This window comes from Colwellia sp. BRX8-4, from assembly GCF_014077345.1.
Taxonomy (GTDB): domain Bacteria; phylum Pseudomonadota; class Gammaproteobacteria; order Enterobacterales; family Alteromonadaceae; genus Colwellia_A.
Genome location: NZ_JACGVS010000014.1, coordinates 88380 through 112174 on the forward strand (window position 1 = coordinate 88380; position 23795 = coordinate 112174).

A 23795-nucleotide genomic window follows, 5' to 3' on the forward strand; every position below is an offset into this window, starting at 1 on the left:
TTATCTCTAAAATTTATTTATTCAACCCACTGGCGATCATCACGAGCGATCATAGAAAGAGAGGCAACGGGTCCCCAAGTTCCAGCAGGATAAGCTTTAGGTGCTTCATTACTTGTCTTCCAGGCTTCGATAATACTATCAGCCCAAGTCCAAGCCGCTTCGACTTCATCACGACTAACAAATAACGATTGATTACCGTTGATAACTTCTAGCATCAATCGTTCGTATGCATCGACAACACGCTGATTTTCATACGTTTCTGAAAAACTCAAATCAAGCTTATTTTCTTGAATATGCATTTGTGAAGCAATACCTGGAATTTTATTCATCATCTGTAATTCAACGCCTTCGTCAGGCTGTAAACGAATCGTTAATTTATTTGCCGGTAGATCAGCATGGCTATCTTTAAAGATATTATGCGCTTGAGGTTTAAATTGCACCACTATCTCACTGTGCTTAGCAGGCATTCTTTTACCCGTACGAAGGTAAAAAGGCACGCCAGCCCAACGCCAATTATCAATTTCCGCTTTTATAGCAACAAAAGTTTCAGTATCACTTTTTTGATTGGCATCTTCTTCATTTAAGTAACCCGGCACTGGTAAACCATTTAAGTAACCATCGGCGTACTGACCGCGAACTGTTTTTTCTTTCACATTCAAGCGATTAATGGGCGCGAGAGCTTTAACTGCCTTTAACTTTTCAACACGAATACTTTCTGCACTTAAATCAGCAGGAGGCTCCATCGCTAAGAGTGATAAAATTTGTAATAAATGGTTTTGTATCATGTCGCGCATTTGCCCTGCGTCGTCATAAAAACCCCATCTCCCTTCAATTCCTACACTTTCAGCAACCGTTATCTGTACATGGTCAATACTATTACGGTCCCAGTTATTGGTAAAAAGTGAATTGGCAAAACGCAGTACTAATAGATTCAGTACGGTTTCTTTTCCTAGATAGTGATCGATACGATAAATTTGGTTTTCATTGAAATAACGAGAAACTTGATCGTTAATAACTTTTGATGATGCAAGGCAGTTGCCAATCGGTTTTTCCATCACAACACGGTCAGCGTCAGTAATAAGTTTAGCTGACTTTAAACCGTCGGTAATATCACCATAAATAGCAGGAGGCGTTGAAAAATAATAAACACGTGTATCATGGCCACCTTTTAACGTTGCAGCTAAGTTACTATAAGAGACAGTGTCTTTAAAATCTAACTGTTGATAAACCATACGGCTAATAAAACGAGCAAGTACTTCTTCGTTTAAGCCTTCTTTGACAAACTCAGTAAGATTCTCAATAACAAAAGCCGTAAATTCTTCTACCGAATGGTCTTGTCTGGCGACACCTAAAATTCGACTTTCTACATTTAATAAGCCGGCTTGGTCTAATTGATATAAAGCGGGTAATAATTTGCGACGAGACAAGTCACCAAGTGCACCAAAAATAACAATTTCACTGGCAGACTGAAGATCAGAACTTTTCATAAACAATATCTCTTTTTTTGGCTTTCTTTATTGAACACTGATAATAACTAAAATTACCTCATCAATAAACCTAGCACATATTGTAACTAAACTACATTTATCCATAATTTAACGGGTATATTGGCATCAGTAAAGAACTTTTTGTAATTAAATTACATTTTAGGTATTATGAATAAATAAAAGCTTTACGCGGCAATTTTACTCAAAGTTCATTGTTGGTTAGTGGTTATTCGTATGAAACATTAATTAAAGGTTTGCTAAAAATTGCCAATATGTTTTATATTAGCTGTAATTATGAAATAAATTTTCATTATTCTCGTCATTTAGACAGAAAATTAATTACAATTATTGTAAAAAGTAGGATTGACCGACATGAATATATTAGAAAAGATCGCCGACGAATTAGATACTTTCAGTAAATCTGAACGTAAGGTGGCAGAGGTAATATTGTCTTCTCCGGGTACCGTTATTCATGCCAGTATCGCTGCCTTAGCTAAACAAGCAAATATCAGTGAGCCTACTGTTAATAGGTTTTGTCGTCGTTTAGATACTAAAGGTTATCCCGATTTTAAACTTCATTTAGCCCAAAGTTTAGCCAACGGTACCCCTTATGTTAATAGGCATGTTGATGAAAACGATACGGCTGATGAATATACAGATAAAATTTTTGAATCAACCATGGCAAATCTTGAATTAGCCCGTAAAAGTTTAGATGCAAATGTGATCAACCGATCTGTTGATGTGTTAACACAAGCGAACAAAATATCATTTTTTGGCTTGGGCGCTTCCGCAGTTGTTGCTCATGATGCTTTAAATAAATTCTTTCGCTTTAATGTGCCAGTAGTTTATTTCGATGACATATTAATGCAACGTATGAGTGCTATAAATAGTCGCCAAGGTGATGTTGTTGTTGTAATTTCTCATACGGGGCGAACCAAGTCATTGGTTGAAGTCGCTAGTTTAGCAAAAGAAAATGATGCCATTGTTATCGGAATAACAACGGCGGGTAGTCCTCTGGCAAAAGAATGTAATATCGTTTTATCTGTTGATGTTGCTGAAGACACCGATTTATATATGCCTATGTCATCACGTATCGCTCAACTTGCATTGATTGATGTATTAGCAACAGGCTTTACCCTGAGACGTGGTACAAAATTTAGAGAAAACTTAAAGAAAGTTAAAGACAGTTTACGTAGCTCTCGTTTCGAGCGCAAAGACTAAACAGCATTATCGATGGCGACTAACACTGATTTGTTTATCGTCAAAATCAAACAATATTATAATAAGGATTAAGATGCCTAGAAGAACTAAAATTGTAGCGACCTTAGGGCCAGCCACTGACGACAGAGCCGTATTAAAAGAAGTATTAGCCGCTGGTGTAAATGTGGTTCGTTTAAACTTCTCTCATGGTATTCCACAAGATCATATTGACCGTGCCAACAATGTTCGCGAAATAGCTAAAGAATTGGGTATATATGTTGGTATCTTAGGTGATTTACAAGGCCCTAAAATACGCGTATCAACTTTTAAAAATGGTCCAATTAAATTAGCCATTGGTGATAAATTTGAACTTGACGCAGAATTGCCAAAAGGTGAAGGCTGCCAAGAAAAAGTGGGTATCGATTACAAAAAATTACCACAAGATGTCGTCCCTGGCGATATTCTTTTACTTGACGATGGCCGTGTGCAATTAAAAGTTTTAAGTACACAAGGGCAATCAGTTTTCACCGAAGTAACGGTGGGTGGGCCTTTATCAAACAATAAAGGTATTAATCGTCAAGGCGGTGGCTTAACAGCACCAGCATTAACAGCTAAAGATAAAGAAGATATTAAATTAGCCGCAAAAATTAATGTCGACTTCTTAGCGGTATCTTTTCCTCGTGATGCTGCAGATATGCGTGAAGCACGTTTATTAGCACAAGAAGCTGGTTGTGATGCACGCTTAGTGTCTAAAATTGAACGTGCAGAAGCAGTAAATGATGATAAAGTGCTTGATGAAATTATTCTAGCCTCTGACGTTGTCATGGTTGCTCGTGGTGATTTAGGTGTTGAAATTGGCGATGCTGCATTAGTCGGTAAGCAAAAACATATAATCGCTCGTAGTCGTCAGTTAAACCGTGTTGTTATTACCGCAACACAGATGATGGAGACCATGATTGAAAACCCTATGCCGACCCGTGCTGAAGTTATGGATGTTGCAAATGCCGTGCTTGATGGTACTGATGCAGTCATGCTCAGTGCTGAAACTGCCGCAGGTAAATACCCGGTAGAAACAGTAAAAGCGATGGCATCAGTATGTATCGGCGCTGAAGAGCATCGTTCAGTAAACATTTCAAACCACCGTAATGAACTCACTTTTTCTGAGATTTCAGAAACAATCGCAATGTCAGCAATGTATGCAGCTAATCACCTAGTGGGTGTTAAAGCTATTATATCATTGACTGAATCTGGACATACCAGCAAAATCATGTCGCGTATTACTTCAGGTTTGCCTATTTATTCTTTATCTCGTCATCAGAAAACATTAAATAAAACCGCTATTTATCGTGGTGTTTATCCTGTTGAATTTGACTCTACACATTTTCCTGATGAAGAATTATCTAATGCGGTACTCAATAAAGTCTTAACTAAAGCAGACTTAAAAGTTGACGACATAGTGATATTCACCCACGGTGATATGATGGAAACCGTTGGCGCAACTAATACGATGAAAGTATTAACAGTAACAAAAAAACATCTCAGCTAATCAATTGCTATGACCCATTAAGGTAAAGCTTCAAGCGGTTACCTTAAGCTGGCAAGCAAAAAAGTTTAGATCCAAAAAGGTAGCTCAATAGCTACCTTTTTTTATGTGCAAAAGATAATTAAGGTAAATAATGACGGATGCAAAAAACTTCCTTAGAATAGATTTTACTAGATAAGGTTAAAAACTATTATGACGATAAAAAATATTGCAGTATTAACCAGTGGTGGCGATGCTCCCGGCATGAATGCGGCGATACGTGCGGTCGTACTTGCTGCGCATCACTATGCATTGCCCACGATTGGTTTTTTTTCTGGTTATAACGGTTTAATTGAAGCAAGTTCGACATTGCTAACACCTGCAAGTGTTAATGGCATTATCCACCGAGGAGGAACTATTTTAAAAAGTGCTCGCTGCCCTGCCATGCTCACTGAGCAAGGTTTAAAATCAGCCGCAGCAACCCTTAGAAAAGAACAAATAGACGCCTTAATCGTTATTGGCGGCGATGGCTCTTTTAACGGCTTACTGGCGTTAAATAAATATTGGTCAGGAGCTATTATAGGTATTCCAGGGACCATAGATAATGATATTGATGGTACAGATTTCACCATAGGCTTTTCTACTGCAGTCAATACCGGTATTGAAGCGATAGATAAAATACGTGACACGGCAGAAGCTTTTGAGCGCATTTTTATTGTTGAAGTCATGGGCAGGCGAAGTGGACACATCACTTTTAATGTCGGTATCGCCAGTGCAGCTGAGCAAATATTATCTTTTGAGAATTTTTCTCAAGCCGACGAGCAAGAAAAACTCAGTCATTTAGCTAAAGAAATCAAACAAGCACAGCACAATAGGCATGCCAGTTATATTATAGTTATTGCTGAGAACTTATGGCCCGGTGGCGCTGTACAGCTCGCTAAGCAATTAAAACAGACCGCAAACATTGACTGTACTGCATGTATACTTGGCTATATTCAACGAGGTGGTTCACCGGTAGCTAAAGACCGAATTTTAGCAACAAAAATGGGGGTTGCTGCAGTACAAGCGCTAATAGCAGGAAAGAGTAACGTTATGATTGGCGAACGTAATAATCAATTACTCACAGTCCCTCTGGACGTAGCCGTTCAACATAAAGAAAAAGTCAGTGAAAGCTTAGTTTCAGCCCAAGAAAATATTCTCGGCTTAACGGCGCAATAACTGCCTAAAAAAAGCTTAAGCAACAGGCATAAGCTTTTAAGGTATCTATCAAGTCGCTGAGCTGAAATAACTTAAATACCGAGTTCTTTACACCATTGACAAGCGGCAACAAACTCTTGCTGAATATAGGTTTCGTCAAGTGAATACATTTCAATTAATTGCTTTATATTCTCACCATTACCCCTGATGTACTTAACCGTAAAATCAAGTAATTCGCCGAGTAAACCTGAGTGGTCAACTAGCGCGTTTTCAATTGGAATGGCGAGTGGCATTGTTTTAACGATTTCGTTAATCGGCATACGCAAAATAATTTCAATAGCACTTAATAAGCCGGTAATAAAAGCAAAATCACTGATCTCTTTAAAGGCACCTTCTTTGGCTAATGCCGTCATTAATTTTGCAGTAATGAGCGCCTGCTTAGAGATTTCATCGGTCTTGTCGGTGGTCAATTTAGATAAAGCAAGGATAGTCACAAACTGTTTAAGTTTATCTTCACCTAAATAGGCCGCGGCTTGTTTTAATGAAGTAATTTCAATACGAGTTGATGTTGCTACGTTATTAACCATTTTTAACAAGCCAACAGTTAAGTTAACATCATGACTGATAATCGTGGCAATGTTGTCAAAATCTAATGGTGAATGAAATGTTTCACTGATCAAATGCAGCATTTGTGTTTTGATTGGCGCAAGTGTTTGCCCCTCGACTATCTCAGGTTCGTGATAAAAGTACCCTTGATAGTAATCAAATCCTACTTCTGCTAAAGCTTGTAATTGAAAGTTAGTTTCAACTTTTTCTGCGGCAAGTTTAATGTTGTGATCTTTTAAACGCTCGATAACTTTATGCAGACGTTTCGGATTAACTTTATCGGTATCAACTTTAATAATTGATATATATGGAAATAAAACATCCCACTTTGCATCAAGATCATATTCAGTTAACGCAACTTTATAACCTTTATCAAAATAAAACTTAACAATTTTAAACAAGCGTTCCGTTGGTACTTTATGGCCAACAAGTTCGATAACAATAGATTTTTTATCAAACATCAGCGGATATTTATTAATCAGACATTTTTCAGTAAAATTAATAAAAGCAAGTTTTCCCATACTGATAGAGCGAATGTCACCTTGTAGGTGATTTTGAATAATTAATTTTGAGCTAGCAACATCTGAATCAATGTCAGGAAATTTGTTATCTGCGCTATCTCTAAAGAGCAGCTCATAACCAATCGTGACATGGTTTCTATCAAGTATCGCTTGTCTTGCTATATAAGTGTTATACATATATCAGAGCTAAAATTTTATTAATTATTATTAACTTAAACATACCCTATTTTTCTTTGAATTGTAAAGTAATTAAGCCGCTAAGCCGTTATTTTATTGTCAATATTATTAGAAGCATTTATACGCTACTCAAATAAACGAATGAAATGGGTAACCTATATACGGTTGATTAATTTCAGCTCTTTATTTAAGCCTAAATGGCGCGGTTAATAAAGCCTGCGCTAAAGGGATATCTTGATAGTGATTTTCACGAATATTATGAATAAATTTCAGGGTCTTAAAAGCATCAAACCAAACGACTAGCTGTTTATTAAACTGCTTTTCACTATTATTTATTTGTTTTTCAACAAAAGCTTCAAAACCTATTTGATTTAATGCGGTAACTATCGGCTCAGATAACGGTTCTAACCATGCGATTAAATCGCCGCGATAGTGCCATAAATTTGCAAAAGCAGACAATACAGCTTTTAGCAATGTAAATACTTGAGGATGGTAATAACAATAATCGAGGTGACTTGCTTGTAAATCAAGAATTTTTTGCACTGCAGGTCCAGTACCAAACGGCACACGTTGAGACGTTCTGGCATCAAGGTTTACTGTTACCTCTTCAATAAATTCAACAGCACCTAACTTAGCTAATTTATTTATTAAATAAAAATCTTCTCCAGCACTGCGCTTTGGAAAACCACGAGCCTGAACATATACTTCCGCTTTAAACGCTAAAATACTCCCAATAGTAAAAAAGGCATAAGGTGAATCGGCATAATGTAAGCCCGCAACATAATAGCGTAAAGCGCTTTCATAAAGAAAATTAGCCTGATGAATGCCTTTATCTTCACTGCTATGCTTAAAGTTAAAACAGCAAACTACGGTATTTTTATCACGTGTATGTAAAGCGTTAAAATAATCATCGGGTAAGTAAGCATCGGCATCACTAGAACAGATCCAAGTTTGTCTGATCCGGTTTACTGAAATTAAATAAGCACTGAGATCAGTGCCTATTTTACGTGCCAGCCCTACGCCTTGCTCTTTATCGATAGCACGGGTAAAACGGTCAACCACTAGCAGCCATGTTTGACTTTGTGCTACCTTAATTAGGGTTAGGTTATCGTATCGCCAGCAGTTATCACCACAAGAAAGTGCATATTGATAAAGTGCTTTTTGTTGATTTATCTCGTTATAATTAGCCACCGAATTATCTTCGCGTAAAGATTCAGTAACAGACTCGGCGATAAGTTCGGTAATAGGTTCGGCGATCGATTCGGTAATAGGTTCGTTAATGACCAGCACCATAAGCACTGGAGATTTTGAAAGTGGTGAAGCTAAAAAACGCTCAATAAAAGCGCTTGTTTCTTGATAAGCAGGAATAACCACAACATGGTCAACAGTAAACTCATCAGGTAACCTTGATTCATATTGAGTTAGTACCGCAACTTCACTTTCAGCATAGCGACTAAAATATTGGTTAAACACTTTTGACATCAGCTTACCCGTTAACCATTTATCGTTAAATAATTAATGCAGAGCCGCTCTAAAGGGAAGTTTTGCACAAATTTCAGCTTCTAATGTCAGTATTTCTTCTAAACGTATATTGACTTCGTCTTTATCAAAATATTCATAAGCGAGTTCGATAAATAAATTTTTATGCTTTTCTTCAGACTTTGCAATCGCGTCATATAAGACTTTGTCTTTGCCTTCAGGCAATGCTTGGGCAATAAGCGAAAAACGTTCGTATCCTCGCGCCTCAATCACACCAGCAACGATTAATCGGTCCATAAAAAACACTTCTGCACCATTACGAAAGGCTTTACGAATTTGGGTAATATAAGGGTCTTTGGTGTCAGCGCCGAGCTGAATGCCACGCGCATTAATTAATTTTAACACTTGTTTAAAATGAATGAGCTCTTCTATCGCTAAGTCAGCCATAGCTTTAACCATATTTTTTCTATCGGGATAATGAGAAATCATTGACATCGCCATACCTGACGCTTTTTTTTCTGCCGTTGCATGATCAAGTAAAAAGGCATTGAAATCAGCAAGAGCAACTTGCGCCCATTCTTTTGGCGTATGGTATTTAAGTTCAAACATAAAACTACTTATTATTGAAAGAGGAAATTTGCCCGCTATTTTATAGGAAAATAGCGGGCGAACAAACATAAATGTTCACTTGTTTGTCAAAGTCGCGTTATGACTTACTTACTTAACTTTTTCAATCGTAAGCTCACTAATACCAGTAATAATAACCAGTAAATACTGCCACTACTTGATTGCTCAGGATCGGTTTTCTTGGCAACTTCAGCATTAGGCACAACGGCAACACCACCTGGGTCGTCGATAATACCGTTAACTAAACCATCCGCATCGTTTGCACCGCCATCTTCAATCAATAAGCGTACACATTGATGCCCTTCAGTTAAACCTGTCTGGTATAAAGCACTCTGTGGCGGTGGACATACATCGTTATCTGCTGGACTAGACGCTAAGGTATTTTTGCTGTTTTCAACAAAGTTTTGCCAACCACTGTCACGATTAAATTTCCGGTAAAGCGCATTTTGTGGAATACCATCATTTAACGGAATAACCACAGCAGCAGAGGCACCAAAAGGAGTCACCTGATGAATTTCAAAGTCAAAGTAATCACTACGATGATCATAAGTGTCCGTTGCGACTAAACCGGTTGCATCCATCTCTTGTTGTGTCATTTGTACGCCATCTGAAAACTGCTGTAACGCATATTTACCCAAGCGTAATTTTAAGCCTGGCTCAGTTTCCATTAACTTAGTTTTACCGGCATTAACATGTAATGGCTGCAAATAAGCAATATCATTATTATCTAAGAATGCCGGAACACCATCGTTATCGTCATCAGCATAACCTTCAATATTATCTGCGATACCATCACTGTCCGTATCACTACCGTCGAGTCGAGCTAAAATGCTATTAACCGGAATACTAAGGCGATGAGTTTGTGACAATTCGCCACTGCCATTATCAGTAACACTGACTTCTACCGTAATTAATCCTCTTATTTCTTCAGGTAAAACAAAGTTGTCAGGTTGCAAATAAACCTTTAATTGACTGGCACTTATTTCGGCATTGATATACTCAGGCAGTAACCAATTAATAATGTGTGAATCATTTGGATTATCATCATTTATCTGTAGCTCTATGGTCACTTCACCTTGGTCTTTACTGATACTAGAAACCGCTATATTTTGCTGAGTCATACGCAATTGTGTGGTCGGTACTATATTATTTTCAGTAATAACTATGGTGTGGCTATTATTGACACCGGCATTTATTTCATTGCCAAAACTCAGCACAAGCTGTTCATCACTTTCTGCTTGAAAGTCTTTATTAATCAAGATATCAATAAAGCCTGACGTGCCCTCAGTAATAACAATTTTATTGTCTGTTATCTTATAATCAAGGGCATCTACATTACCAGAAATAGCAAAAGGTAATTCAATGGGATAAGCCGGCGCTTTGCCTGACAAGACAACTTCAACCCGAGCCGTAGCGCCCTCACCTATTGTTTGCGTCGCACTAAAGTTCACTAACGGATAAACATTAAGCACTTGTGGGGTGGTTGAAACATTACCAGCCTCATCAACCGCTCGCCATATAATATTGTACAACCCTGAGGTAATATATTTTTGTCCGCGCTCAAAACCCACCGGTGTTAATGCACAACAGTTAGCGCCATCACGACCATCTTCAACATAAACGTCGGTTAACTGTACCAATTGTGTTTGTGTTAGCGCAGTAAAGGTATGATCAGCATCAAGGTGAACTGCTTGTGGGACCGTTATCACTGGCGCATAATCGTCAATTAATGGATTGGTGTTGTTACGCTCTTCATCAACATTTGCCGTGCCGTCTGAATCTGTATCAATTAGTGCATCAGCATCGTTAAATGGGTTAAAACCATATTGAAGCTCAAAGACATCACTCATGCCGTCATTATCGTCATCAGGATCGGCATTATTACCTAAACCATCAACATCAAAATCTAGTGACTCTGTCGAATCTAAAGGAAGTGCATCAATATAATCAAGTACACCATCACCATCGTCATCTATATCGTTTACATTACCAATACCATCGCCATCTGTATCAACACTTTCTATAAAATCAAAAGGAAATGCATCATCGATATCAAGCACACCGTCATTATCATCATCACCGTCGGCATTGTCACCTACTCCATCATTATCGAAGTCTTTATATTCATTAGGGTTAAGTGGAAACGAATCAACGTTGTCTAGAAAACCGTCACCGTCATCATCAGTATCAAGTACGTCGCCAATACCATCACCATCAGTATCAACTGCTTCACCCGGATCTAATGGAAATTTATCGTCACCATCTAAAATATTATCATTATCATCATCGGCGTCTGCATTATCTCCAATACCATCACCATCAGAGTCTTTCCACTCATTAGCATCTAAAGGATACAAATCATTACTGTCGACAAAGGTGTCATTATCATCATCAGTGTCAGTATTATTACCTATACCGTCTTTATCAGTATCGAGATTTTCAAAGGCATCTAATGGAAAGTCATCAATGATATCGACAAAACCGTCACCATCATCGTCGCTATCATTATTATTACCAATAAGATCACCGTCAGTGTCAATAGTCTCAGAATTATCTAATGGAAAGGCATCCAATGAATCAATAATGCCGTCACCATCGTCATCTGTATCAGTATTATTGCCCGTTAGATCCCCATCAGTATCTAAATACTCACTTACATCTAATGGAAAAGCATCTGAACTATCAACAAAACCGTCATTGTCATCATCACTATCACTACTATTACCTACTCCATCCCCATCAGTATCTAAATACTCATTTAAATCTAATGGAAAAGCATCACTGCTATTTATAATCCCGTCACCATCAATATCTGAATCGCTGTTATTTCCAGTTCCATCATCGTCCGTATCTAGATGCTCATTTACATCCAATGGAAATTTATCTGTACCACCAGAGTCTATGTCGACAAATCCATCACCGTCATCATCACTATCAGCATTATTTCCGGTACCATCACTATCGGTATCAAGCCATTCCAATGGGTCAAAATCAAAGGCATCTATATTATTGGGTATCCCGTCACCAACACCGGTGGAATCATGGGTGTCATTATCTAAATCAACTTTATTAGGAATACCATCACCATCACTATCAGTGGTTTCTTCAGGATCAAAGTCATCTGGATCGGCTAAGTTACCAATACCGTCATTGTCAATGTCAGGATCTGAATTATCCCCTATACCATCGCCATCAAAATCGTTTTGCTCTGTAGCATCAAATTTAAATAAATCATCGATATCAAGCACACCGTCATTGTCATCATCACCGTCGGCATTATCTCCGGTACCATCCCCATCGAAATCAAACCACTCGTTGCTATTCAATAAAAAGATATCAGTACCACCAGCATCACTATCTGTAACGCCATCGCCATCATCATCACTATCAGCATTATCTCCCGTACCATCTCCGTCGAAATCAAACCATTCACTGTTATTCAGTAAAAAAACATCTGTACCACCTGCATCATTATCAATAATACCATCACCATCAGCATCATTATCAGCATTATCTCCCGTACCATCCCCATCAAAATCAAACCATTCACTGTTATTTAGTAAAAAAACATCAGTACCGCCAGAGTCACTATCTATAACCCCGTCGCCGTCAGCATCTGTATCGCCATTATCGCCAATGCCATCAGAATCGTAATCGAGTGACTCACTAGCATCCAGTGGAAATAGATCAGTACCACCCGAATCAAAATCAAGTATTCCATCATTATCATCATCATCATCAGCTACATTACCAATGCCATCACCATCGGTATCAAACCATTCCGTAGGATCATTTGGAAAGATATCTATACCATTAGAGATACCATCACCATCGCTATCATTATCAGCATTATCACCAAGACCATCATTATCGGTATCAAGTGTTTCAGAATCATCGAGAGGGAACGCATCGTTGACATCTAAAATGCCATCGCCATCATCATCGGTATCAGCGTTATTACCGATACCATCTTTATCTGTATCAAGTTGTTCTGAATTATCGAGAGGGAATGCATCATATAAATCAATAATACCGTCACCATCATCATCGGTATCAGCGTTATTACCTATGGTATCACTGTCGGTATCATCCCATTCAGCAGGGTTAAGTGGGTATACATCGACTACATCAACAACCCCGTCACCATCATCATCAAGGTCAACCGTATTACAAAGCGTATCTCCGTCAGTGTTTAACCATTCAAAAGCGTTGTCGATAGCAGGATCATAAATATCGATAACAGCATCACCATCACGATTATTATCAAGGGGATTACCAACAGCATCAAAATCAGGCACACCATCATTATCATCATCAGGGTCTTTATTATTACCGACGCCATCTAAATCGGTGTCATACCATTCTGTAGCATCGCTTGGGAATAAGTCATAAGCACCGCCAATAATAACAGTATCATCATATCCATCGCCGTCGGCGTCAAGAAAAGGCGTAGGCAGAAGACATTGCACGGCTGCATGAGCAGAGAAGTTGATCATAATCGCTGATATAAGTAAAACAGCTTTTAAACGAATTCTTAATGGCATAAACATCCCCACCAATAGCAATATATTTTAAACTTACAGGTGTAAGTTATTACGTCTTGAAATTAACAAGACCACCTATTTAATGGTGATCATTATTAATTTCTTCTTTAAACTTTAGCAAATATCATCAACAAAGACCTTAAATGCTAGGCTAGACAACTTTTTCTATCCAACTTAATAATCTAAGCCTCGTCCAAAACGATAACTTAGACCAACATAAACAGATGTTATAGCACCAAATTCAGAAAAATTAGGTTGATGTTTAACACCTAGGTTTAATGCAGTATTTTTATTAAACTTATAATGGGCAACAACGCCTAGTACCATGTTTATATCATTTTCTTGCGAAGGGTATATTTCCACTGTATCTGAACTGTTTGGGTCGGTATAGGTAAGTTTATTTTCAGTGAGCGCTAGTGAAGCGCCCAGTTGATATTCAATCGTTAATTTTTTGAAAAAAGCATTATAACTTTGTATCTTATGACGATAACTAACAAGCCCATCAATGGTATTAATTTTAAAAAAACGTTCGTCGGTTATGGTGAAAGGTAAATCATATTTTACTTTTTCTAAGTTATTATAAGAAGCAGTCCAATAGAAATTTCCGCCTTTAGTAAAGCTGTCTGCTAAAGAAAAACTATAACCTTGGCTATTAGCGTCTTGACCTTTGTGAATGTTACCTGCTACTTCTAAAGCATTAACACTGTATGAAAAAAGACTTGAAGCAATAAAGATACCGCCAACGGCAAAAGTTTTCCGCAGCTTACTTAAATTTTTAACCATTATATTTCTTCCCAAATGAGAGTGTTGCAATATTAAATTTTCTTGTTCGTTGTTATCTATATTAATTTTCACTATTGATACCACCATCAAAAATTTGACTCTTTATTGCATTCATATCAAATGCATAATCTATTTTATAAATATGCAATTTTTAAACCATAAAAATTTTAAAATATAAACAAATATATGCTAATGTTATTTTTTGTGAATATATATTTAAGCGATAAGTTAGCTATGTTTAGAGTGATTAATAATATTATTGACCGCTGTTTCTTCACTGTAACATTTATAGTAGGTGTGCAATTACCGGCATTTATCATTCAATATAAACATCGCCTGTCCGGACACTTATCTGAAGCAAAACTGCACCTAGTAGAATTTCAAAACATTGCAGATCTGCACTACCAAGGTAATTTATCAGCGATGATAACGAAGTATCAAGCTAATTCTGAGCCGTCAATAGTCAATACAGCCGAAATTATTAACCAATTGGTCATACGGGTTGAGTATTTGCAGTCACAACTTAGCGTGATAACTAGCGACGTTTATATTGAACGGATTTATAACTTTATTGTTTATGGCGATAAAGTCATTATTAAAGATACCTTAACTGATTTTTCACTGACTATCCCACTTGAGATAAATGCACTAAGTACTGGAGCGGTCATCGCTATTGTTGGTTTAATAGCGAAGGAAATAATTGTTTCTTTGCTCAAGTTACTAGGTAAAAAGATGTCACTAAATCATCAAAAAAGTTCACACTAAAGCAAGATAGTTAAGCGCTACTCTAGATCACGCATAGAGACAGATTGATACCCTAACTAAACGATATAAATAAAGGCTATCCTTGCCTTCCTTGCTTGGCTCTATCTTATCTATCCCTGCTCTCTCGCAAGCATAAAAAAAGGTTGCCGTAGCAACCTTCTATAAACATCATCTCATCTATTATTGAATACATAGAAAAGCATGCTCTAACTTTATACGTTATTAATTAGCCGTTACCGTTTTCAACGCGACTCTTTAATTTTTGTCCAGGACGGAAAGTAACAACTTTACGAGCAGAAATTGGAATATCTTCACCCGTTTTAGGGTTACGACCTGGGCGTTCGCTTTTAACACGAAGATCGAAGTTACCAAAACCTGAAAGCTTAACTTGTTCGCCACTTTCTAACGTTTCGCGTATTTCTTCAAAAAACACCTCAACCATATCTTTTGCGTCGCGTTTGCTCAGCCCAACTTTCTCGAATAAATGTTCTGCTACTTCTGCTTTAGTAAGCGCCATTACCTAATTCCTCAGTGATGCATTTAGCTCAGTTTCTAATGTGTCTACGACACGTTCAACGACTTCATTAATGTCTTTTTCTTCAAGGGTTTTATCACAATCCTGTAAAGTCATCGCTATCGCTAAGCTCTTAAACCCTTCTTCAATACCATTTCCTCGGTATACGTCAAACAAGTTTAGATCAACTAAATAATTTCCGCCAACCTTTTCAATAAGTTGTAAGACATTATTTGCATTAATTTGCTCTTCAACGATCACTGCTATGTCACGTCTATTGGCAGGAAAGCGAGATATATCACCAGCTTCAGGGATTTGTTGTGTTGAAATTTCAGACAATAATAGCTCAAAAATAAATGTACGACCGTTTAGTCCTAATTTTCTTTCTAATTCAGGATGTAAGGTACCAACATGTCCCACCAGCACACCATTCTTATGGATTGCGGCGGTTTGGCCAGGATGAAGTGCGACTATTTCATCTTTTGAAAACTGATATAACGAAGCATCGCCCGTAAGAGCCAGTAAGGCTTCTACGTCTGATTTAATATCAAAAAAATCACTTGCAGACTTTTCCATATCCCAATGTTCTTCATTACGCTGGCCGGTCACAACACCTGCAAACATTTGTTCTTGGCGAACACCGTTTTCTGCGGCTTCATCTGGAACAAAACGTAAACCTGTTTCAAATAAACGGATGCGAGATTGCTGGCGGTTCTGGTTGTAAATAACCGATTGCAATAAGCCTGTCCACATACTTAAACGCATCACCGACATTTCAGAAGAAATTGGATGCGGTAAAGTCATCACCGCTTGTTCAGGGTGAATAAGCGCTTGAACTTTTGGGTCAACAAAACTATAAGTTATTGCTTCTTGATATCCACGATTAACCATAACGTTGCGTAAACGTTTCAACGGAATAAACTTTTCTTTTTGTTCGCGCATCGCCAACGTTGCTTTAGGCGACACATTCGGAATATTGTTGTAACCAAAAATACGCGCAACTTCTTCAATTAAGTCGACTTCAACTTTAATATCAAAACGATATGCTGGTACCACTACGGTCCAAACATCATTTACAAAGGTAATTTCGAAACCTAAACGCGTTAAAATTTCAGTCACTTTAGCATCTTCAATATGATGACCAATACGTCCATCAAGTTTTTCGCGGCGTAAGGTTACTGTTTTTTCTTTTGGTAAATGTTCATCACTTAATGCTTCAACGATAGGTCCTGCTTGGCCACCGACAATAGCTAATAATAAGGTCGTTGCACGTTCCATAGCACTACGCTGCAATTCAGGGTCAATACCACGTTCGTAACGATGTGATGAATCAGTATGTAAACCATATTGGCGGGCTTTACCTAAAATAGCCAAGGGAGCAAAGAAAGCACTTTCTAAGAAAATATCAGTTGATTTTTCTTCTTCATCAGATTTTACACCCGATTCTTTTCCGCCAAAAATGCCAGCCATCGCTAAGGCTTTACTTTCATCAGCAATCACTAATGTTTCGCTCGAAAGCGTCACTTCATTACCGTCAAGTAAAACAAGTTTTTCACCTGACGTAGCAAAACGAACATTAATACCACCATCGATTTTTGATAAATCAAAAGCGTGCATCGGGTGCCCTTGCTCAAGCAACACGTAATTAGTTACATCGACAACAGGGTCAATTGAGCGAGTGCCACAACGGCGTAATTTTTCTACCATCCATAACGGTGTTTTCGCGGTTACATCTATATTTTTAATCACTCGTCCTAAATAACGCGGACAAGCTTGTGGTGCAGATAAAGTAATGTCACGCACATCATCAATCGTTGCAACAACAGCAACAATTTCAGGTTCAGTAATGTTAGCACTATTTAACACCCCGACTTCGCGTGCTAAACCTTTAAGGCCTAAACAATCACCGCGATTAGCCGTTAAATCAACATCGATGGTAACGTCATTTAAGTCTAAGTATTCACGAACACACATACCGATTGGTGCATCGGGTGCAAGCTCCATAATACCGTCAGCACTTTCAGACAAACCAATTTCTGACTCACTACACAACATGCCATGAGAAGGCACGCCACGCAATTTAGCTTTTTTAATTTTAAAGTCGCCCGGTAAAACTGCGCCAACCGTTGCAACAGCAACCTTGAGGCCTAAACGACAGTTTTTAGCGCCACAAACGATGTCAACTAACTCGCCATCATTAAACTCGCTACCTAGATTTATTTTTGTTACTTGTAATTTATCTGCGTCAGGGTGAGGCCCACATTCAACAACTTCACCAATTAATACACCGGTAAATTCACCCGCAACAGGTTCTACAGCGTCAACTTCTAAGCCGGCCATAGTTATTTGATGAGCTAACTCACTCGATGAAATAGCAGGATTAACCCACTCACGTAACCAAGATTCACTAAATTTCATTGTTGGCTTTCCTACTTGAACTGTTTTAAGAAGCGAAGATCATTTTCGAAGAATGAACGTAAATCGTTTACACCGTAGCGCAACATGGTTAAGCGTTCAACGCCCATGCCAAAAGCAAAACCTGTGTATACTTCAGGGTCAATACCTACTGATTTTAAAACGTTAGGATGAACCATACCGCAACCTAAAACTTCTAACCATTTGCCATTTTTGCCCATAATATCCACTTCTGCTGAAGGTTCAGTAAAAGGGAAATAAGAAGGACGGAAACGAATTTCAACTTCTTCTTCAAAAAAGTGATGTAAGAAGTCGTGTAAAATACCTTTAAGATGCGTAAAGCTAACATCTTTATCAACCATTAAGCCTTCAACTTGGTGGAACATTGGCGTATGCGTTTGATCGTAATCATTACGATAAACTTTGCCCGGAGATATAATACGTAAAGGCGGTTGCTCTTTTTCCATAGTACGAATTTGTACACCAGAAGTCTGTGTACGTAAAACTAACTTAGGATTGAAGTAAAAAGTGTCATGGTCTTGACGTGCAGGATGGTGCTCTGGAATATTCAGTGCATCAAAATTATGAAAATCGTCTTCAACCTCAGGACCTTCTTTAACAGAAAAACCTAAATCACCAAAAAAGCTTTCTATACGCTCAATAGTACGTGTTACTGGGTGTAAACCACCTAGGTCATTACTACGCCCTGGCAATGTTACATCAATAGACTCAGCAGCTAACTGTTTAGCAATAACCTCTGCACGCAATAACTCACCACGTTCGGTTAATAATTTTTGTACTTGCTGCTTAGCAATATTGATCACTTGCCCTGCTTTAGGTTTTTCTTCTTTAGGTAATTTACTTAAGCCCTTCATTTGCTCAGTGAACAAACCTTTCTTACCTAAAAAATTAACGCGAACTTGATCAAGCTCTACTGGATCTTTTGCTGCAGAAATAGCTTGTTCTGCCTGCAATATTATATCGTCTAAATTCATGAGTTCCTCTAAAACGGCTCTAAAACCGTTCAGTAAATTTGAAGGTTTTGGCTAGACTGATGGTATTAATATAAATGGTGTATGATTTTACACAAAAATCAATTGATTATGTAGTGAAAAGAGTGCTTTTACTGAAAAAACAGCTCAGATAAGAAAAAGGCCTCTATTTCAATAAAGGCCTTGCTGTTTTTTGACGTCTAAATCACAAAATTTAACTACAAATTATACCCTGATTCATCATGTTCAATTAAATCAAGGCCCGTTATTTCTTGTTCTTTATCAACCCTTAAGCCTTTAGTCATCAAGGAAACAAGCTTAAACAACACGTAAGAGACAACCGCCGTATAGACAATAACAGTGCCAATTCCCACTAATTGAACACTGACCTGCCCTAACATCGTGGTGATACCCTCTGCATAACCATAACCACTAAAAGCGCCTAGCTCTGTAGAAGAAAACACACCCGCTAATAAAGTGCCTAAAATACCCCCGACACCATGCACGGGAAAAACATCTAAAGAATCGTCAATTTTTAACTTTTGTTTAATATAGACCGTTGAATAAAAACAAATAAAACCCGCAGAAATCCCTATAACTAGTGCGCCACCTGGGCCAACAAAACCTGATGCAGGTGTTATTGTCCCTAAACCGGCAACCATGCCCGTTACCGCGCCTAAGACACTCGCTTTACCAAATTTTTTCCATTCAATAGCAGCCCAAGTCAGTGCACCTGCTGAAGCGGATAAATGCGTGACTAACATAGCCATTGCTGCGTCACCATTGGCGGCTAAGGCACTACCACCATTGAAACCAAACCAACCTACCCAAAGCAAACCTGCCCCCGTAATAGTCATGGTTAAGTTATGTGGCAACATAGGCGTTCGAGGGAAACCATATCGAGGACCTAAAACAACAGCAGCAACCAAGGCAGCAACACCACAGGTAATATGCACCACAATACCACCGGCAAAATCATAAATGCCCATTTGGCCTAACCAACCGCCGCCCCAAACCCAATGAGTTACCGGAGCATAAACCGCTAGCAACCATAAGCCACTAAAAATTAAGACTGCAGAAAACTTCATTCTTTCTGCATAAGCGCCAATAATAAGTGCAGGAGTAATAACCGCAAACGTCATTTGAAATAAAGCAAACAAGCTTTCCGGAATATCACCAACAAGGGTTTCTTTGGTTATTCCCATCATAAGTACTTTGCTAAAATCACCTATCCACGCATTACCTTCACCAAAGGCTAAGCTATAACCGACCACAAACCAAAGTATCGAAGAAAGAGCAGCAATTGAAAAACACTGCATAAGAATAGAAAGAATATTTTTACGTCGAACTAATCCACCGTAAAATAAAGCGAGTCCGGGTAAGGTCATCATTAGGACTAGAGCCGTTGATGTGAGGATCCACGCCGTATTTGCGCCGTTCAATTCGTCATTGCTGGCAAAACTTGGCAATGCGACCGCGGACAAAAGTAAAATAACAAGTGTTAATACTTTATTCATCGTTATGCTTGAGTGTAACTGTTTAAATAGCTTCATTATCTGTTTCACCTGTTCTGATCCTAACAATATGTTCGATGTTAGTGACAAATATCTTACCGTCACCTATTTTTCCTGTTTGCGCTGTTTCAAGAATAGTGTCGATAACACGCTCAACCATTTCATCCTTAACAGCGAGCTCAAGTTTCATTTTTGGTAAAAAATCGACAACATATTCGGCACCACGATAAAGTTCGGTATGACCTTTTTGTCGGCCAAAACCATTAACTTCGCTTAACGTTAATCCTTCTAGACCTATCTCACTGAGTGCTTCACGAACATCATCGAGTTTAAAAGGTTTGATTATTGCGGTTATCAACTTCATTTGTTCACCTTTAGTGCATATTATTTAAGATTGTTTATATAAATTTATTTAAGCACCATTTGTGCCCAAAGAGACAATCAACTAAAAAACAATAAGTTAAAAAATAATAATTAATATTACACCGCTCAAATGCACCAAAATGTTGCACACAAACATAACCCAAACACCATATTGGTGCGCAGATTATGACCATTAGTCAGATTTTATGTTTAAGAAAAAGTGTAAAGGGCAAAATTGAAGGTTTAGTATTAGCAAAGGTTAGAGATGGTAAATAGCGCACAAAAAAAAAGCCCTACGGGTGTAGAGCTTTTAAGCAGAGACAATAACGACTTAATCGATTAGCTGATACTGCTCGCGTAAAATATCAATAATTTCAGCTTTAGGGTTAGCAGACAAAACAATTTTTTGACCGGTAATTTTCTCAGCGATCGCTGTGTATGTTTGTGACACATCCATTAATACGGATGCCGGTAACTCATTGTTGCGAGCTAAAGCTAAGCGCTCGTCCATGCGATTTTTATTTAATAAAATATCAGCATCAGGGAAATGTGCTAAAAGTAATTGGCGGAAACCTTCTTTCGAGTTTTCAACCACTTTACCGGCACGATATTGCTCGCCATCCCAAATACGTGAAGAATCAGGCGTACCCACTTCGTCCATATAAATTAACTTGTCGTTGCCAGCTTTATCTTTTACATAGCCAAATTCAAACTTAGTATCTACAAAGATTTGGTCAAGCTTTGCCAACGCATCAGAAATAACGTCAAAACCTTCCGTTAATAATTTTTCGTATAAAGTAATATCATCAGGCGTTTTAAAATTAAAGGCTTCAAAATTATCTTCAATATTTTTGCGAGTAATATTAACATCATCAATCGCAGGAACGCCCGGAATGCCTTCTAAAATACCTTTTGTTGAAGGTGTTTGTAGAAGTTCAGGTAGCTTTGAATCTTTCAATAATCCTTCAGCTAATTCGATACCACAAAAATCACGTTCACCTTTTACGTATGAACGCCACATAGAACCGGTAATATACTGACGACAGATAGCTTCAATCATTACAGGTTTAGCTTTTTGTACGATCCAAACAAACGGATGTGGAATATCAAGAATATGACTATCGGCTAGACCTTGATCTTTAAATAATTTAAACCAATGATTTGATATAGCATTCAGTGATGCACCTTTTCCAGGTACACCTTGCATACCACCTTCGCCTTGCCAGATACATTCAAAAGCAGAAATACGATCACTAATAACCATAATGGCTAAAGGTGTGTCGTCGGCAACATCATAGCCTTTCTCTTGAATTAGTCGCTTACTATCCGCGTCGGTTAACCAATAAACACTGCGCACTTTACCGCTGTGAACTGGTGCATCGGTACGAATAGGTAAATCATTATTTACCGCTAAAATTTGATCTGCAAGACTCATCGGTTTAAACCTTAATTATCAAGTTAATATTAATTGTAGCGAATAATATCTTTGCGCGTTATCCCAAAAGATAAAATAGTATTCGGTATAATTAATAAAAACATTTTAATACATTATAACCAAGGTGTTTAGTTTAATTTCCAAAGTAAAGAACGGAGCTAATAACTATTAGTAAGTACTTTAAAACGCAGAAAGTGAGCTAAAGAACAAGTTAGTATAATTAAAAAAAGAAAAGGACGCCTAATGGCGTCCTTATCTCAAAGCTTTTTCAAGTTCTATGCAGCTAAAGCAGCTTTCGCTTTTTCAACTAAGAATGTGAATGTTGCTTTGTCGTATACTGCAATATCAGCTAGGATCTTACGATCGATTTCAATAGCAGCCTTTTTAAGACCATTAATGAAAACACTGTAAGATAAACCGTTTATGCGAGCTGCTGCATTTATACGAGTGATCCAAAGCTGACGGAATTGACGTTTACGTTGACGACGATCGCGGTAAGCGTACTGACCTGCTTTAGTTACTGCTTGATAAGCAACACGGTAAACACGGCTACGTGCTCCGTAATAACCTTTAGCTTGCTTTAGAACCTTCTTGTGACGTGCACGAGCTTGTACACCACGTTTTACTCTAGCCATTCTATATCTCTCCTATTAACCGTGACGTAAAAGTTTTTTAACTGACTTAATGTCAGCCGCCGAAATCATGCACTTAGCACGAAGATGACGTTTAACTTTAGTACGACGCTTAGTCAAGATATGACGAAGGCCAGCTTGTTTGAACTTGTAGCCAGAGGCTGTTTTTTTAAAGCGCTTCGCAGCACCTTTGTTAGTTTTCATTTTAGGCATGAATATTACTCCGCATTCATGTTTGTGCTATTACACATAAACATTGCCATTGAAATTTAGCAACTTAGGCGAAAAACTTAACGCGTTTATTTAAGGATAAACAAAAATAAACGTTAGTTTTTACTTTCAGGCCTAAAGTTACCCGTTAAAATCAATAATGGTGAACTTATTTTAATTTACATCAAACTAAGTTACTTGAAATACCGGTTATTGATTATTTTTTAGGTGCTAGTACCATCACCATTTGTCTTCCTTCCGCACGACGCGGGAAGAATTCAAGTACAGTTAACTCTTCTAAATCGTTTTTAACGCGAGTTAGTAGTTGTAAACCGAGTTCTTGGTGAGCCATTTCACGACCACGGAAACGTAAAGTTACTTTAACTTTATCGCCACCCTCTAAAAAGCGCTTCAGGTTGCGTAGTTTTACCTGATAGTCGCCTTCATCTGTTCCAGGACGGAATTTAATTTCCTTAACCTGTATCTGTTTCTGGTTTTTGCGTTGTTCTTTTTGTTCTTTAGCTTTTTCATAGATAAACTTACCGTAATCCATAACACGGAGTACAGGAGGTTTAGCCGTAGGGCTTATTTCAACAAGATCAACACCAGCTTCGTCAGCTTGATCCATTGCTTCATCTAATGTGACGATGCCACCAGGCTCTCCGTCAAATCTAATCAAACGAACTTCATTATCAGCAATACCTGTAATTAACTCATTTAAACGATGTGCTGGCTCTTTTTGCCCGCCTCGTTGTCCACCTTTAATAGCCATGTTCCTCCAAAGAACTTTGTTCCGAGTAGCTGGTGTTATT

19 protein-coding genes are annotated in these 23795 nt (G+C 38.1%); 4 read left to right on the top strand and 15 right to left on the bottom strand.

Features of this window, described 5'->3' with window-relative positions; genetic code table 11:
• Window positions 1-17: 17 nt before the first annotated feature.
• A complete protein-coding gene (gene zwf / locus H4J56_RS12915) occupies window positions 18-1487 on the bottom strand; it encodes a glucose-6-phosphate dehydrogenase (protein WP_182217616.1) in 1470 nt (489 codons plus the stop codon).
• Between the two features lie 372 nt (window positions 1488-1859).
• Here zwf and H4J56_RS12920 point away from each other — a divergent pair, with 372 nt between their 5' ends.
• The 3 genes from H4J56_RS12920 to H4J56_RS12930 all read left to right on the top strand — a co-directional run bounded on the left by H4J56_RS12920 (window position 1860) and on the right by H4J56_RS12930 (window position 5427).
• The gene (locus tag H4J56_RS12920) at window positions 1860-2708 is read left to right on the top strand and encodes a MurR/RpiR family transcriptional regulator (protein WP_070373731.1); all 849 of its coding nucleotides are present in this window, start codon (window positions 1860-1862) and stop codon (window positions 2706-2708) included.
• A 73-nt stretch (window positions 2709-2781) separates the two neighbouring features.
• The gene (gene pyk / locus H4J56_RS12925; protein ID WP_070373732.1) at window positions 2782-4233 is read left to right on the top strand and encodes a pyruvate kinase; all 1452 of its coding nucleotides are present in this window, start codon (window positions 2782-2784) and stop codon (window positions 4231-4233) included.
• 189 nt (window positions 4234-4422) lie between these two features.
• Window positions 4423-5427 (top strand): ATP-dependent 6-phosphofructokinase, encoded by a 1005-nt coding sequence (locus H4J56_RS12930; RefSeq protein ID WP_182259440.1) that lies wholly within the window; start codon window positions 4423-4425, stop codon window positions 5425-5427.
• A gap of 71 nt (window positions 5428-5498) precedes the next feature.
• Here the strand turns inward: H4J56_RS12930 and H4J56_RS12935 are convergent, their stop codons facing one another.
• The 5 genes from H4J56_RS12935 to H4J56_RS12955 form a co-directional block, all read right to left on the bottom strand.
• Complete coding sequence (locus H4J56_RS12935; RefSeq protein ID WP_182222003.1) at window positions 5499-6710, bottom strand: EAL and HDOD domain-containing protein; 1212 nt, start codon at window positions 6708-6710, stop codon at window positions 5499-5501.
• A 183-nt stretch (window positions 6711-6893) separates the two neighbouring features.
• Entirely contained in the window at window positions 6894-8192 is a 1299-nt protein-coding gene (locus H4J56_RS12940; RefSeq protein WP_182259441.1) for a hypothetical protein, read from the bottom strand.
• 33 nt (window positions 8193-8225) lie between these two features.
• On the bottom strand, window positions 8226-8798 hold the full coding sequence (locus H4J56_RS12945; RefSeq protein ID WP_182259442.1) for a tRNA-(ms[2]io[6]A)-hydroxylase: 573 nt from the start codon (window positions 8796-8798) through the stop codon (window positions 8226-8228).
• 104 nt (window positions 8799-8902) lie between these two features.
• Window positions 8903-13360, bottom strand: a complete 4458-nt coding sequence (locus H4J56_RS12950) for a thrombospondin type 3 repeat-containing protein (protein WP_220465950.1) — start codon at window positions 13358-13360, stop codon at window positions 8903-8905.
• A 174-nt stretch (window positions 13361-13534) separates the two neighbouring features.
• Window positions 13535-14143: a hypothetical protein gene (locus tag H4J56_RS12955; RefSeq protein ID WP_182259444.1), complete on the bottom strand. Its 609-nt coding sequence runs from the start codon at window positions 14141-14143 to the stop codon at window positions 13535-13537.
• 204 nt (window positions 14144-14347) lie between these two features.
• On the opposite strand from H4J56_RS12955, the gene H4J56_RS12960 reads away from it, so the two are divergent.
• Window positions 14348-14908, top strand: a complete 561-nt coding sequence (locus H4J56_RS12960) for a DUF2937 family protein (RefSeq protein WP_182221999.1) — start codon at window positions 14348-14350, stop codon at window positions 14906-14908.
• Window positions 14909-15134: 226 nt separating this feature from the next.
• On the opposite strand, the gene H4J56_RS12965 is transcribed toward H4J56_RS12960, so the two are convergent.
• The 9 genes from H4J56_RS12965 to infC form a co-directional block, all read right to left on the bottom strand.
• Window positions 15135-15425: an integration host factor subunit alpha gene (locus H4J56_RS12965; protein ID WP_070373739.1), complete on the bottom strand. Its 291-nt coding sequence runs from the start codon at window positions 15423-15425 to the stop codon at window positions 15135-15137.
• Window positions 15426-15428: 3 nt separating this feature from the next.
• Window positions 15429-17840 carry a phenylalanine--tRNA ligase subunit beta gene (gene pheT / locus H4J56_RS12970; RefSeq protein ID WP_182259445.1) on the bottom strand — a complete coding sequence of 804 codons (2412 nt, stop codon included), beginning with the start codon at window positions 17838-17840 and terminating at the stop codon, window positions 15429-15431.
• Window positions 17841-17851: 11 nt separating this feature from the next.
• Complete coding sequence (pheS, locus tag H4J56_RS12975) at window positions 17852-18832, bottom strand: phenylalanine--tRNA ligase subunit alpha (protein WP_070373741.1); 981 nt, start codon at window positions 18830-18832, stop codon at window positions 17852-17854.
• Between the two features lie 215 nt (window positions 18833-19047).
• Window positions 19048-20382, bottom strand: coding sequence for an ammonium transporter (locus H4J56_RS12980; RefSeq protein ID WP_259368195.1), 1335 nt, complete (start codon window positions 20380-20382; stop codon window positions 19048-19050).
• The gene (locus H4J56_RS12985) at window positions 20369-20707 is read right to left on the bottom strand and encodes a P-II family nitrogen regulator (protein ID WP_070373742.1); all 339 of its coding nucleotides are present in this window, start codon (window positions 20705-20707) and stop codon (window positions 20369-20371) included. The genes H4J56_RS12980 and H4J56_RS12985 overlap by 14 nt, the downstream gene beginning before the upstream one ends.
• A 330-nt stretch (window positions 20708-21037) precedes the next feature.
• Window positions 21038-22141, bottom strand: coding sequence for a phosphoribosylaminoimidazolesuccinocarboxamide synthase (locus H4J56_RS12990; RefSeq protein WP_070373743.1), 1104 nt, complete (start codon window positions 22139-22141; stop codon window positions 21038-21040).
• Window positions 22142-22416: 275 nt separating this feature from the next.
• On the bottom strand, window positions 22417-22776 hold the full coding sequence (gene rplT, locus H4J56_RS12995; protein WP_070373744.1) for a 50S ribosomal protein L20: 360 nt from the start codon (window positions 22774-22776) through the stop codon (window positions 22417-22419).
• Window positions 22777-22791: 15 nt separating this feature from the next.
• Window positions 22792-22986 (bottom strand): 50S ribosomal protein L35, encoded by a 195-nt coding sequence (gene rpmI / locus H4J56_RS13000; RefSeq protein WP_070373745.1) that lies wholly within the window; start codon window positions 22984-22986, stop codon window positions 22792-22794.
• A 214-nt stretch (window positions 22987-23200) separates the two neighbouring features.
• Window positions 23201-23755, bottom strand: a complete 555-nt coding sequence (gene infC / locus H4J56_RS13005; RefSeq protein ID WP_070373746.1) for a translation initiation factor IF-3 — start codon at window positions 23753-23755, stop codon at window positions 23201-23203.
• Window positions 23756-23795: the final 40 nt, after the last annotated feature.

What these genes read in the sequence shown, in the direction of transcription:
- infC (WP_070373746.1), bottom strand. Translation starts at nt 23,755, where the DNA reads ATGGCTATTAAAGGTGGACAACGAGGCGGGCAAAAAGAGCCAGCACAT.
- pyk (WP_070373732.1), top strand. Translation starts at nt 2,782, where the DNA reads ATGCCTAGAAGAACTAAAATTGTAGCGACCTTAGGGCCAGCCACTGAC.
- rplT (WP_070373744.1), bottom strand. Translation starts at nt 22,776, where the DNA reads ATGGCTAGAGTAAAACGTGGTGTACAAGCTCGTGCACGTCACAAGAAG.
- zwf (WP_182217616.1), bottom strand. Translation starts at nt 1,487, where the DNA reads ATGAAAAGTTCTGATCTTCAGTCTGCCAGTGAAATTGTTATTTTTGGT.
- H4J56_RS12945 (WP_182259442.1), bottom strand. Translation starts at nt 8,798, where the DNA reads ATGTTTGAACTTAAATACCATACGCCAAAAGAATGGGCGCAAGTTGCT.
- H4J56_RS12920 (WP_070373731.1), top strand. Translation starts at nt 1,860, where the DNA reads ATGAATATATTAGAAAAGATCGCCGACGAATTAGATACTTTCAGTAAA.
- H4J56_RS12950 (WP_220465950.1), bottom strand. Translation starts at nt 13,360, where the DNA reads ATGCCATTAAGAATTCGTTTAAAAGCTGTTTTACTTATATCAGCGATT.
- H4J56_RS12935 (WP_182222003.1), bottom strand. Translation starts at nt 6,710, where the DNA reads ATGTATAACACTTATATAGCAAGACAAGCGATACTTGATAGAAACCAT.
- pheT (WP_182259445.1), bottom strand. Translation starts at nt 17,840, where the DNA reads ATGAAATTTAGTGAATCTTGGTTACGTGAGTGGGTTAATCCTGCTATT.
- H4J56_RS12990 (WP_070373743.1), bottom strand. Translation starts at nt 22,141, where the DNA reads ATGAGTCTTGCAGATCAAATTTTAGCGGTAAATAATGATTTACCTATT.
- H4J56_RS12985 (WP_070373742.1), bottom strand. Translation starts at nt 20,707, where the DNA reads ATGAAGTTGATAACCGCAATAATCAAACCTTTTAAACTCGATGATGTT.
- pheS (WP_070373741.1), bottom strand. Translation starts at nt 18,832, where the DNA reads ATGAATTTAGACGATATAATATTGCAGGCAGAACAAGCTATTTCTGCA.
- H4J56_RS12940 (WP_182259441.1), bottom strand. Translation starts at nt 8,192, where the DNA reads ATGTCAAAAGTGTTTAACCAATATTTTAGTCGCTATGCTGAAAGTGAA.
- rpmI (WP_070373745.1), bottom strand. Translation starts at nt 22,986, where the DNA reads ATGCCTAAAATGAAAACTAACAAAGGTGCTGCGAAGCGCTTTAAAAAA.
- H4J56_RS12980 (WP_259368195.1), bottom strand. Translation starts at nt 20,382, where the DNA reads ATGAAGCTATTTAAACAGTTACACTCAAGCATAACGATGAATAAAGTA.
- H4J56_RS12955 (WP_182259444.1), bottom strand. Translation starts at nt 14,143, where the DNA reads ATGGTTAAAAATTTAAGTAAGCTGCGGAAAACTTTTGCCGTTGGCGGT.
- H4J56_RS12930 (WP_182259440.1), top strand. Translation starts at nt 4,423, where the DNA reads ATGACGATAAAAAATATTGCAGTATTAACCAGTGGTGGCGATGCTCCC.
- H4J56_RS12965 (WP_070373739.1), bottom strand. Translation starts at nt 15,425, where the DNA reads ATGGCGCTTACTAAAGCAGAAGTAGCAGAACATTTATTCGAGAAAGTT.